Raw genomic sequence first — 11,964 nt, forward strand, 5'->3', positions numbered from 1 at the left:
GAGCGTCAGTGCAGCGTCTCGCCGCGCTCCTCGGCCTCCTTGGCGCGCCGGTACGAGGCGGCGATCTCCGTCTCGGCCTCGACCCGGCCGACCCAGGTCGCGCCCTCGACCGACTTGCCCGGCTCCAGGTCCTTGTAGACCTCGAAGAAGTGCTGGATCTCCAGCCGGTCGAACTCGCCCAGGTGGTGGATGTCGCGCAGGTGCTCCTGGCGCGGGTCCTCGTAGGGCACGCAGAGGACCTTGTCGTCGCCGCCCTTCTCGTCCGTCATCCGGAACATGCCGATGGTGCGGCAGCGGATCAGGCAGCCGGGGAAGGTCGGCTCGGGCACCAGCACCAGCGCGTCCAGCGGGTCGCCGTCCTCGCCGAGGGTGCCCTCGATGAAGCCGTAGTCGGCCGGATACTGCGTGGAGGTGAAGAGGGTACGGTCCAGCCGGATACGGCCGGTCGCGTGGTCTACCTCGTACTTGTTGCGGTGACCCTTGGGGATCTCAACCGTGACGTCGAAATCCATCTTCCACGCTCCCTCGTTTGCCCACGCTGGCTAACGGAACCAGCGGTTCGCCCCCGGCGCGGGGGGAACGCCCCCCGTCGGCCTCGGCCGCCGCATAGTGTTCGGACCGAAGTAGTGTCGCCCAAGGCGATTTCGAGCGGGGAGGAGGGGGCCGTGGGGAGGGAAGATTCACACTACCGCCCCGAGAGGGTTGACGGGTCCGCTTCCGGGGGTTCCGGTTCCGGTGGCGCCACCGGCCGGGTGTCCGTACCGGGTGCGAACGTCCCCCACCGTCCGGCTCCGGGTCCGATCCCGGTGAGCCCGCCGGTCCCGCCGACCGGCGCCGCGCCGCCCCGCCCTCCCCGCCTCCGGCCGCGCCGCGTCGCGCTCCCGGCTGGTCGCGGCGCTCGCGTGCGTACTCGTGCTGGCCCTGGCGGTCGCCGGGCTGGCCGTGTTCCGGCCCGGTCCGGTCGCGGGCTGGCTGGGCGACGACAGTTCTTCGGGTACGGCGGTCGCCGCGCCGCCCGAGCCCACCCCGCCGGCCGTGCTGGCCGGGCCGGACGGCAACGCCCCGCTGCCCACCGAGGCCGGAATCCGCGCCGCCCTGGACCCGCTGGTGCGCGCCGCCGCGCTCGGCGACCGGGTGCACCTGTCGGTGGCCGACGTGAGCACCGGCCAGGCGCTCTACGGCAGCGGCCAGGACACCCCGACGGTGCCCGCCTCGGTGACCAAGCTGGCGACCGGCGTGGCGGTGCTCGCGGCGCGCGGCCCGGCCTACCGGATCCCGACGAGGGCGGTGGCCGGCCCGAACCCGGGCGAGGTGGTCCTGGTCGGCGGCGGTGACCCCACGCTCGCCGTGGACAAGGACGGCTTCTACCCGGGCGCGGCCCGGCTGGACGACCTCGCCGCCCAGGTGCGCAACGCGCTCGGCGGCACCGCGCCGACCAAGGTGATCGTCGACTCGTCGCTGTTCACCGGCCCGGTCTTCGAACCCGGCTGGGACTCCGACATCCCCACCGGCGGGTTCGGCGCGGCGATCACCGCGCTGATGACCGACGGCGCCCGGAAGAACCCGGCGGAGGCGCGCCGCACCGCCGAGCAGACCAACCACGCCGCCGAACGGGTGCCCCAGCCGGACCTGACCGCCGGCCGGCAGTTCGCCAAGCTGCTCGGGCTCACCGGCGGCGCGGCCCAGGTGACCCGGGGCACCGCGCCGGCCGCGTCCGGCGCCACCGGTTCGGCCCCCGGCGCCGAACTGGGCACCGTCGAGTCCCTGCCGATGATCCGGCTGGTCGACATCATGATCAGCGACAGCGACAACGTGATCGCCGAGGCGATGGCCCGCCAGGTGGCGCTCGCCAAGGGCAAACCCGGCTCGTTCGCCGGCGGCGCCGCGGCCACCGGCCAGGTGCTCGGCGAACTGGGTCTGCCGGCCGGCGAGATCAGCCTGGCCGACGGCAGCGGGCTGTCCCGCACCAACCGGATCAGCCCCTCGCTGCTCACCGACCTGATCACGCTCGCCGGCAACGGCAGCCACCCCGAACTCGCCGCGATCTTCGGCGGCCTGCCGGTCGGCGGCTGGTCCGGCACGCTCGACGAGCGCTACCGGGCGGCGGCGACGAGCGCCGGCGCGGGCGTGGTGCGCGCCAAGACCGGCACGCTCAGCGGGGTCAACGCCATCGCCGGCACGGTCACCACCGCCGACGGCCGGCTGCTCACGTTCGCCGTGCTCACCGACCGGACGCAGGGCTCGCTGGACGAGACCCGGGCGGCCCTGGACCGGATCACCTCCGCGCTGGCCGGGTGCGGCTGCCGCTGACCGACGGGCGTCGATCGGCGGGCGCGAGCCCGGGTGGGGGTGTTCCGGCGCGGGTACGGTGGGTTCATGGCGCAGTTCGTGGACTGGGATCTGGCCGCCGCGACAGCGGGGGCGCTGAGCAAGTCGGGCCCCCGGGTGTCGTACGCCGAGGCCACCGACGTGGTCGGCGACCTGCGCCGGCTGACCGAGGAGGCGGCCGGGCACGTCGCCGACTACACCGGCCTGCGTCCGCAGGTCGCCCACCCGCCGGTACGCGTGGTCGACCGCCGGGACTGGGCCGCGGCGAACATCGCCGGGCTGCGTGAGGTGGTGTCCCCGCTCGTGGAGCGCCTCTCCGGCGACAAGCGGCCGGGCGCGCTCACCGAGGCGATCGGCTCCCGCGTGACGGGTGTGCAGGCCGGCACCGTGCTGGCGTACCTCAGCGGCCGCGTGCTCGGCCAGTACGAGGTGTTCGCCGGTGACCCCGGCCAGCTGCTGCTGGTGGCCCCGAACATCCTCGAGGTGGAGCGGAAGCTCGGCGCGAACTCGCGCGACTTCCGGCTCTGGGTGTGCCTGCACGAGGTCACCCACCGCACCCAGTTCACCGCCGTGCCGTGGATGCGCGCGTACTTCCTCGGCGAGGTGCAGGCGTTCGTGGACGCCTCCCAGGGCGGCGAGCACCTGCTGGAACGGCTCCGCCGCGGCGTGGCGACGCTCTCCGACGCGGTCAAGGACCCGGAGAGCCGGGCCAGCGTGCTGGACATCGTGCAGACCCCGGCCCAGCGCGCCGTGCTGGACCGGCTGACCGCGCTGATGACGCTGCTGGAGGGGCACGCCGAGTTCGTGATGGACGGCGTCGGCCCGCAGGTCATCCCCAGCGTCGAGTCGATCCGGGCGGCGTTCAACCGCCGCCGCGAGTCCGGCAACCCACTGGAGAAGGCGATCCGGCGGCTGCTCGGCATCGAGGTCAAGATGCGCCAGTACGCCGAGGGCCGCAAGTTCGTGCACGGCGTGGTCGACCGGGTGGGGATGCCGGGCTTCAACAAGATCTTCTCGTCGCCGCTGACGCTGCCGCGCCTGGACGAGCTGGGCGACCCGGACGCCTGGGTGAACCGCGTACACGGGCCCGCCGGTGCCACCCCGCCCCTCGGCTGACCCGCCCGGCCCGGGTGGTTCGCCCAGTTCGGTTGGTGCGCTGAGTTCGGCTGGCTCGGTCGTGCCGGGCGGTCCCGCCGGCTCGGCGGATCCGGCTGGCTCGGTGGATCGCCCCGGCCGGGCTGATTCCGGCGCGCGATCGCGCCGCTCTCCGTCGCCCGCTCCCGCCGTCGCCGCCGTGCGGCTCACCGTACGCCGGACGCTGACCGGCCTGCCCGGCGCCGGACCGGTGCTGGTGGCCTGCTCCGGCGGCGCCGACTCGCTCGCGCTCGCCGCCGCCACCGCGTTCGTGGCTCCCCGCCTCGGCCGCCCGGCGGGCCTGGTGACAGTCGACCACGGCTTGCAGCCCGGCTCCGCCGAGCGGGCCGAGGCGGTCGCCGCCTGGGCCCGCTCGGCCGGGCTCGACCCGGTCGAGGTGCTTCCGGTACGGGTGGACGGCCGGCCCGGCGGCCCCGAGGCGGCCGCCCGCGAGGCCCGGTACGAGGCGCTGGTCGCGGCGGCCCACCGGCACCACGCGGCCGGGGTGCTGCTCGGGCACACCCGGGACGACCAGGCCGAGACCGTCCTGCTCGCGCTGGCCCGGGGCGCCGGGCCACGAGGGCTGTCCGGGATGCCGGAAAGTCGTGATCTCGACGGGGTACCGCTGCTGCGCCCACTTCTCGACATCCCACGTGCCGACACCCGGGACGCCTGCGCCGCGCTCGGGCTCGACCCGTGGGCGGACCCGCACAACGCCGACCCCGCGTACGCCCGGGCCCGGGTCCGGTCCGACGCGCTGCCGGCACTCGTCGACGCGCTCGGGCCGGGGGTGGTGGCGAACCTGGCCCGTACCGCCCGCCTGCTCGCCGCGGACAATGCCGCGCTCGCCGCGCTCGCGGACGCCGCGCTGGCCGACGTCCGGGCCGACGGCCGTGCGCTCGCCGTCGACGGGCTGGCCGGGTTGCCGGCCGCAGTCCGTACCCGGGTGCTGCACACCTGGGCCCGCGAGCTGGGCGCCGCGCCGGCCGCGCTGTCCCACAGTCACGTGGCAGCACTGGACGCCCTGGTCACTGATTGGCGCGGCCAGGGCCCGGTGCACCTGCCCGGCGGCCACCAGGTACGCCGCCAGGCCGGTCACCTCCTGCCCTGACCGGTGATCCAGCCGGGTTCGCGCCGCCACTCCGGCGGCCTGGCGCCCCGCGGCGTCTCGCCCCTCCCGCCTCGCCTCGCCTGGCGGTGATCAAGGACTTTGTGTCCACTTCACGCCTCCGGCAGCCCGCAAACTCCTTGATCACGGGTGCGGCGCGGGAAGCGGGCCCACCCGGGGGCGGTGATCATGAGGTTGACGGGGAGGAAACGGACGAAATCCACGGTCAACTTCATGATCGCCGGGGTGGGCCGGGCCGGGGTGGGCCGGGGCGGGCCGGGTGGAGGGGGAGCGTCAGGCGGTGGTGCGTTCGCGGAAGGTGGTGCGGTAGGCGAGCGGGGTGGTGCCGACGCGGCGGGTGAAGTGGTGCCGCAGCGCCGCCGCGTCGCCGAAGCCGGCCTGCTCGGCGACGCCTTCCACGCTCAGCGTGGTGTCCTCCAGCAGGTGCCGGGCCAGCAGCACCCGCTGGTTGGTCAGCCAGTCGTGCGGGGTGGTGCCGGTCTCGGCGCGGAACCGGCGGGCGAACGTGCGCGGGGCCATGCCGGCGCGCGCGGCCAGCTCGTCCACTGTCACCGGGTGGCGGAGGTGCCCCATCAGCCACTCCAGCACCGGTTCCAGGGTGGGCGCCTCGGGGGCCTTCGGGATGGGCGCCTCGACGTACTGGGACTGGCCGCCGTCGCGGTGCGGTGGGACGACCATCCGGCGGGCCAGCCGGGTGGCCACGGCGGAGCCGTGCTCCTGGCGTACCAGATGCAGGCAGGCGTCGATGCCGGCGGCGGTGCCGGCGCTGGTGAGCAGCCGGCCGTCCTGCACGTAGAGCGAGTCGCACTGCACCTGGGCGGCCGGGAAGCGTCGCTGGAGCTCGTCTGTGTAGCGCCAGTGGGTGGTGCAGGCGCGCTCGTCGAGCACGCCGGCTTCGCCGAGGACGAACGCGCCGGCGCAGACGCTGAGCAGCCAGGCTCCGCGGTCGGCCGCGCGGCGCAGCGCGGCGAGCACCGGTTCGGGCACCGGGGCGCCGTCGGCGTGCGCGGGCACCGCCACCAGGTCGGCGTCCTCGACCACTTTGAGGTCGGCGGTGGGGGCGAGCAGGAATCCGGAGCGGCTGCGGACCGGGCCGCCGTCGGCGGTGCAGACATCGAACCGGTAGCTGGGGAAGCCGTCGGCGGTGCGGTCGGTGCCGAAGACCTCGGCGAGCACGCCGAGCTCGAATGCGGCGACCTGGTCCATGACGATGACGGCGACCGAGCGGAGCATGTGACGAGGGTAACCCGACCGGTGGCAGTAAATCGATGCCCAATGACATTCCTGCCACTGTCCGTATCGGTCGGTGGCTCGCAGAATCAATGGTGTCCGGTGCGCACCGGCGGCGAAAACCGTCTCAACCATGCGAAAGCGAGCGCCGCCATGACCGTTCTGACGTTCCTGCTCTTCCTGCTTCTCCTCGTCGGGGCCAGCGCCTTCGGGCTCACCGCCGACACCCGCGACTCGGCCGACTGGAAGCCGAGCGACGACGGGCAGCGCTGGCGCTCCCGTACCTGCTGAGGTGATTTGTTCAGATCGCGCCGAAAATCCCCGGCGGGGCCGCGCCAAAAGGAGCGGCCCCGCCGACGGCCGCCGTGGGGCGTACGGCAGGCTAGGAGCATGGCTGACGGCTCCTGGTACGACGCCGACATCGACCACGTGATCATCTCGGAGGCCCAGATCCGCGACAAGACCGCGGAGCTGGCCAAGCAGGTCTCGGCGGACTACGCGCACGTCGAGGACGGCCTCCTGCTCGTCTGCGTGCTCAAGGGCGCGGTCATGTTCATGGCCGACTTCGCCCGCGCGCTGGGCCGCCAGGGCCCGCCCGCCGAGCTGGAGTTCATGGCCGTCTCCTCCTACGGCCAGGGCACCACCTCGTCCGGCGTGGTCCGCATCCTCAAGGACCTGGACCGGGACATCGCCGGCCGGCACGTGGTGGTGGTCGAGGACATCGTCGACTCCGGTTTGACCCTGTCCTGGCTGCTGCGCTACCTGGAGTCGCGCTCCGCGGCCAGCGTCGAGGTGGTCGCGCTGTTCCGCAAGCCGGACGCGGTCAAGGTGCAGGTTCCGGTCAAGTACGTCGGATTCGACATCCCCACCGAGTTCGTCGTGGGCTACGGCCTCGACTTCGGCGAGCGCTACCGCGAGGTGCCCTACGTCGGGGTGCTCAAGCCCGAGGTGTACGCCCGGGCGTGAGTTCCGCCGAGCCCTTCGTCAGCGGACATTCAGCGGGCTCTCAGCCTTCCGGTCTACGGTAGGGGCCGGTGACGTGGAGGCACCCTCCACGCCCGACCCCTCGAACCGCTGACCGTGCGGTATGGGTGGGCCGGGTGCGGAGCTCCCCGCCACGCCGGCCCAAACCCGGGTTCGCCCTGCGCGTAAGTGACGGGCTCGCAAGCTCGCTCGTCGCGCGTACGGTGTACCGTCGAATGACCGTGGTGCGGCAGTTTGCGTGCCCCGGGGGTCGGGCCGGCCCGCACGGCGGCCCCGGCCGCCGCTCAAGGCGGCGACACCATTCAGACGGTCAGGACGTCGATCAGGAGGATGCGGGCGCCTCGGCACCCGACAACAGCATGGAACGTACGCGTTTCTTCCGCCGACCGGTGGTCTGGATCATCCTGGTCATCCTCGGCGCCGTTGTGCTCAGTCAACTGTTCACCGCTGGTCCCAGCTACCACCGGGTGGACACGTCCGTCGCGCTCGACCAGCTCAACAAGGGCGGCATCGAGAAGGTCGTCTTCCAGGACAAGGAGCAGACGCTCCAGCTCGACCTGAAGGACAAGGCCAAGTTCGGCGACGACACCACCACCGACAAGATCGAGGCGCAGTTCCCGTACGAGGTCGGCGGCCAGGTCTGGAACCAGGTCCGCGAGGCCGAGGCGGCGGACCGGATCACCGGCCCGGTCGACACCAAGGTGTCGTCGGACAGCATCTGGGTCAGCCTGCTGGTCAACCTGCTTCCCATCGCGCTTCTCGTGCTCCTGCTGCTGTTCTTCATGTCGCAGATGCAGGGTGGCGGCTCGCGGGTGCTCAACTTCGGCAAGTCCAAGGCGAAGATGATCACCAAGGACACGCCGAAGACCACCTTCGCGGACGTGGCCGGGGCCGAGGAGGCCGTCGAGGAACTGCACGAGATCAAGGACTTCCTGCAGAACCCGGCGAAGTACCAGGCCCTCGGCGCCAAGATCCCGAAGGGCGTGCTGCTGTTCGGCCCGCCCGGAACCGGCAAGACGCTGCTGGCCCGCGCGGTCGCCGGCGAGGCCGGGGTGCCCTTCTACTCCATCTCCGGCTCCGACTTCGTCGAGATGTTCGTCGGCGTCGGCGCCAGCCGTGTCCGCGACCTGTTCGAGCAGGCCAAGTCGAACGCCCCGGCGATCGTCTTCGTCGACGAGATCGACGCGGTCGGCCGCCACCGTGGCGCCGGCATGGGCGGCGGCCACGACGAGCGGGAGCAGACGCTCAACCAGCTTCTGGTCGAGATGGACGGCTTCGACACCAAGGGCGGCGTGATCCTGATCGCCGCCACCAACCGGCCGGACATCCTCGACCCGGCGCTGCTGCGCCCGGGCCGGTTCGACAGGCAGATCCCGGTCGACGCCCCCGACATGGAGGGCCGCAAGGCCATCCTGCGGGTGCACGCCAAGGGCAAGCCGTTCACGCCCGACGTCGACCTCGACGCGGTCGCCCGGCGTACCCCGGGCTTCAGCGGCGCCGACCTGGCCAACGTGATCAACGAGGCCGCGCTGCTCACCGCCCGTAAGGAGCAGCGGGCGATCACCAACGACTCCCTGGAGGAGTCGATCGACCGGGTGATCGCCGGCCCGCAGCGCCGGACCCGGGTGATGAGCGACCAGGAGAAGAAGATCACCGCGTACCACGAGGGTGGGCACGCGCTGGTCGCCTGGGCGCTGCCGCACGCCGCGCCGGTGCACAAGGTGACCATCCTGTCCCGGGGTCGTTCGCTGGGTCACACGCTCGTCCTCCCGACGGAGGACAAGTACACCCAGACCCGGGCCGAGATGATCGACACCCTGGCGTACGCGCTCGGTGGCCGGGCGGCGGAGGAGCTGGTCTTCCACGAGCCGACCACCGGCGCCGGCAACGACATCGAGAAGGCCACCCAGCTGGCCCGCGCGATGATCACGCAGTACGGCATGAGCTCCAAGCTCGGTGCGATCAAGTACGGCACCAGCGGCGACGAGCCGTTCCTCGGCCGCAACATGGGCCACGAGCGGGACTACTCCGACGCGGTGGCCGCCGAGATCGACGGCGAGATGCGCGCGCTGATCGAGCTGGCCCACGACGAGGCCTGGGAGATCCTGGTGGAATACCGGGACGTCCTGGACAACATGGTCCTGGAGCTGATGGAGAAGGAGACCCTCTCCACCGCCGACATGGCCCGCATCTGCGCCCGGGTGGTCAAGCGCCCGCCGATGGCCCCGTACCACGGCTTCGGCAAGCGTCAGCCCTCCACCGAGCCGCCGGTGCTCACCCCGGCCGAGAAGGAGGCGCTGGCGACGCAGGCCCGCGCCGACGCGGCCGCCTCGATCGGTGGTTCCAGCTCGATCGGTGGTTCCAGCAACAACTCGGACGGTACGCACTGAACAGCGATCCGACGACGGCCGGCTCCCCGCACAGGGAGTCGGCCGTCTCCGCGACCGAGCCCGACGGCGACGACGCGCTCGACTACGTGGCCGCGCGCCTGATCAGCGGAAAGCTGACAGGCGGCCCGGTGGAGGACAGCGTCGACCTCGCCCGGATCGAGAAGGCGGTACGCGAGATCCTCATCGCGGTCGGCGAGGACCCGGACCGCGACGGCCTCCAGCAGACCCCGGCCCGGGTCGCCCGCGCGTACGCCGAGCTCTTCGCCGGCCTGCGGGTCGACCCGGCGCAGGTGCTGCGCACCACGTTCGAGGCCAACCACGAGGAACTGGTGCTCGTCCGGGACATCGACGTGATGAGCCTCTGCGAGCACCACCTGCTGCCGTTCCGGGGCAGCGCGCACATCGGCTACATCCCCGGCCCGGACGGCCGCATCACCGGCCTGTCCAAGCTGGCCCGGCTGGTCGAGGTGTTCGCCCGGCGGCCGCAGGTGCAGGAGCGGCTCACCTCGCAGATCGCCGACCTGCTGATGTCCAGCCTCGCCCCGCGCGGCGTGATCGTGGTGCTGGAGTGCGAGCACATGTGCATGGCGATGCGCGGCATCCAGAAGTCCGGCGCGAAGACGATCACGTCCGCGGTGCGCGGCGGCCTGCAGAACGACGCGAAGTCGCGGGCCGAGGCGATGGCACTGATCATGGCCCGCTGACCCTCGACCGACACCGACGGCCGCGTACTCCCGCCCGGGAGACGCGGCCGTCGTCAGCTCGGCAGCATGGCCAGCAGCAGGCCGGCGGCGGTGAGCACGGCCGGGATCAGGCAGACCAGGGCCCCGAACCGGGGCGTGCGGTCCACCCGGTCGGTCGGACGCGGGCGGAAGAGCCGCCCCACCGCGAGCCAGCCCAGCATGAACGCGACGGCCGGCAGCGGCAGCCCCACCAGCAGCGCCAGCACCGTCACCGCCCCCGGCCCGGCCACCGCGTACAGCACGAGCTGGAGCAGCGGCACCACGAGCGCCAGCGGCCCGTACACCAGCAGGTTGCGCGGCCGGGACGGCCACCGCGCCAGCCGGGGCAGGCCCCGCGCGGCTAGCGTGTCGTCCGCCGCGTCCGCCCAGTCCCCGGCGGCGCGCAACGCCGCCAGCACCGCCGACGGCCCACCCGCCATCGACCGGGCCGCCTCGGTCACCTCCGGCGGCGTCGGTACCAGCGACAACGCCGGTACGCCCAGCTCACGCAGCCGGGACTGCTGCGACGCCAGCCGTTCGCGTACCGCTGTCAGCTCCTCGCGGGCCGCCGCCACCGACCGCGCCTGCTCCCCGGCGGCGGTGGCCGCCGCCCGGCGTACGCCGTCGAGCGCCCGTGCGGCCGCGACGTACTCCGTCCAGGCCGACTCGGCGGGTTCCGCCACTGTTGTCGGTCCGCCGTTGCGGGGCCCGGGCACGGTCGTGCCGGTCTCGCTCATGCCGAACCCTCCCCGGCGCCGAACGGCACGAAAACGGTGCCCTGCTCGTCCGGGCCGTCCCAGAGCATCGCGCGGCCCGGCCGGGGCCGCCACCAGACCGGACGGTCGAAGAGCTGCTCCAGCCGCCCGCCCGGCACGTCGGTGACCGCCACGGCGGTGAGCTTGTCCAACTCACCCTCCGGGCCGAGCAGCCCGGCCAGCGGCGCCGGCGTCCGCCACCAGCCGAGCAGGTGCCGCCCGGCCGGCGGGCCCTCCAGCAGCAGCGACCGCAGCAACTCCGGCGGCAACTCGGTGGCGTCCGGCACGTCCACCCCGAACACCACCAGGTAGCCGGGCTCGTCCGACGCCATCGCGGTCCGCAGCCCGGCCGCGTCGACGGTCTCCACCCGATGCCGCCCGGCCAGTTCGGCGGCCAGCACCCCGGCCGGCTCGGCCGACCCGTTCGCCAGCGGCGCCAGCACGAACCGGGCCGCGCCCGGATGCGCCGCCGCCGCGCTGCGGACCGCCGTCACCAACAGCCGCTCGGCCTCCTCGTCCCGGCCCAGGACGGCCAGGTTGCGCCCGGCGCCCGGCCCGAGCGGCACCGTCACTGTGGAGCGCCGCACGTCCACCCCCCGGCCCAGCAGGGCGGCGGGAGCGTGGGCCCGGCCCGCCAGCGCCCCGGTGCCGCGGGTCGTTTGGCGAGCAGCGGGCGGGCGTACCCGGCGAAACACCACCGGCGGCGTCGCCGACTCGCCCCGCGCCTCCCAGAGGCGTCGCCGCAGGCCGGCCAGGACCTCCGGATCCTCGTACGGGTCCGGGAAGCGGATCATCCGCTCATGCCCGCGGGTCGCGCCGCGCGGACCGCCCAGACCGCCCGCCGTGTTCACCACCGCGCTGCCCACCGGCAGCCCGGCCGCCGAGTCGTTCGCCGGCTCCAGCACCGCCGAGCCGCCGGGCAGTGCCACCCGCACCGGGAACTGGCCGAGCAGCGGATCCCGCGGGCCGCCGATGCCCAGGTCACCCTCGCCCGCGAGGACCAGGTGGATGCCGTACGACCGGCCGGCGCGGGCCAGCGCGTCCAGCCGGGCCAGCAGGTCGGCGGCGAGCCGGTCCCGCTCGCGTAGCACCAGCGGGAAGTTGTCGATCACGCAGACGATCCGGGGCAACGGCTGGTGCTGCCGCAGCTCGGCGTAGCGCTGCCCGCCGCCCCGCCGGGACGCCTCCTCGCGGCGGCGCAACTCCGCCTCCAGCTCGCCGAACAGGTCGGCCACGTACTCCCGGTCGGCCGCCATCCCGGCGGCGCGCACCTGCGGCACCCAGGAACGGTC

The 11,964-nt window shown here is 73.7% G+C and carries 11 protein-coding genes and 1 pseudogene; 7 read left to right on the forward strand and 5 right to left on the reverse strand.

Annotated features, from left to right (window positions below; genetic code table 11):
• Window positions 1–5 precede the first annotated feature (5 nt).
• Entirely contained in the window at window positions 6–512 is a 507-nt protein-coding gene (locus tag MCBG_RS21530; RefSeq protein WP_043327882.1) for an inorganic diphosphatase, read from the reverse strand.
• Window positions 513–885: 373 nt separating this feature from the next.
• Between MCBG_RS21530 and dacB the strand changes: the two genes are divergently transcribed.
• The 3 genes from dacB to tilS all read left to right on the forward strand — a co-directional run bounded on the left by dacB (window position 886) and on the right by tilS (window position 4,573).
• Entirely contained in the window at window positions 886–2,310 is a 1,425-nt protein-coding gene (gene dacB, locus MCBG_RS21535; protein ID WP_043327883.1) for a D-alanyl-D-alanine carboxypeptidase/D-alanyl-D-alanine endopeptidase, read from the forward strand.
• Window positions 2,311–2,376: 66 nt separating this feature from the next.
• Entirely contained in the window at window positions 2,377–3,444 is a 1,068-nt protein-coding gene (locus MCBG_RS21540) for a zinc-dependent metalloprotease (protein WP_043330860.1), read from the forward strand.
• Window positions 3,445–3,622: 178 nt separating this feature from the next.
• Entirely contained in the window at window positions 3,623–4,573 is a 951-nt protein-coding gene (gene tilS / locus MCBG_RS21545) for a tRNA lysidine(34) synthetase TilS (protein WP_043327884.1), read from the forward strand.
• 110 nt (window positions 4,574–4,683) lie between these two features.
• Here the strand turns inward: tilS and MCBG_RS34835 are convergent, their stop codons facing one another.
• Together MCBG_RS34835 and MCBG_RS21550 are read right to left on the reverse strand one after the other, a co-directional pair.
• Window positions 4,684–4,806 carry a hypothetical protein gene (locus MCBG_RS34835; RefSeq protein ID WP_255358624.1) on the reverse strand — a complete coding sequence of 41 codons (123 nt, stop codon included), beginning with the start codon at window positions 4,804–4,806 and terminating at the stop codon, window positions 4,684–4,686.
• 58 nt (window positions 4,807–4,864) lie between these two features.
• A complete protein-coding gene (locus MCBG_RS21550; protein WP_043327885.1) occupies window positions 4,865–5,824 on the reverse strand; it encodes a GlxA family transcriptional regulator in 960 nt (319 codons plus the stop codon).
• A gap of 150 nt (window positions 5,825–5,974) precedes the next feature.
• Between MCBG_RS21550 and MCBG_RS33140 the strand changes: the two genes are divergently transcribed.
• From MCBG_RS33140 to folE, 4 genes are all read left to right on the forward strand, one after another.
• The gene (locus MCBG_RS33140) at window positions 5,975–6,112 is read left to right on the forward strand and encodes a hypothetical protein (protein ID WP_181373729.1); all 138 of its coding nucleotides are present in this window, start codon (window positions 5,975–5,977) and stop codon (window positions 6,110–6,112) included.
• Window positions 6,113–6,211: 99 nt separating this feature from the next.
• On the forward strand, window positions 6,212–6,787 hold the full coding sequence (gene hpt / locus MCBG_RS21555) for a hypoxanthine phosphoribosyltransferase (protein WP_013288988.1): 576 nt from the start codon (window positions 6,212–6,214) through the stop codon (window positions 6,785–6,787).
• 377 nt (window positions 6,788–7,164) lie between these two features.
• Window positions 7,165–9,195, forward strand: coding sequence for an ATP-dependent zinc metalloprotease FtsH (gene ftsH, locus MCBG_RS21560; RefSeq protein WP_043327886.1), 2,031 nt, complete (start codon window positions 7,165–7,167; stop codon window positions 9,193–9,195).
• 86 nt (window positions 9,196–9,281) lie between these two features.
• Window positions 9,282–9,899: a GTP cyclohydrolase I FolE gene (gene folE / locus MCBG_RS21565; protein WP_013288986.1), complete on the forward strand. Its 618-nt coding sequence runs from the start codon at window positions 9,282–9,284 to the stop codon at window positions 9,897–9,899.
• Between the two features lie 53 nt (window positions 9,900–9,952).
• Here the strand turns inward: folE and MCBG_RS21570 are convergent, their stop codons facing one another.
• Both MCBG_RS21570 and MCBG_RS21575 read right to left on the reverse strand, forming a co-directional pair.
• A complete protein-coding gene (locus MCBG_RS21570; RefSeq protein ID WP_043327887.1) occupies window positions 9,953–10,654 on the reverse strand; it encodes a hypothetical protein in 702 nt (233 codons plus the stop codon).
• A pseudogene (locus MCBG_RS21575) lies at window positions 10,651–11,964 on the reverse strand (cell division protein FtsK); the annotation flags it as partial. The gene MCBG_RS21570 and the pseudogene MCBG_RS21575, both read right to left, overlap by 4 nt.

Origin of the sequence: Micromonospora sp. M42, assembly GCF_000568915.1 — a bacterium.
In the GTDB taxonomy this organism is placed as follows: Bacteria; Actinomycetota; Actinomycetes; order Mycobacteriales; family Micromonosporaceae; genus Micromonospora; species Micromonospora chalcea.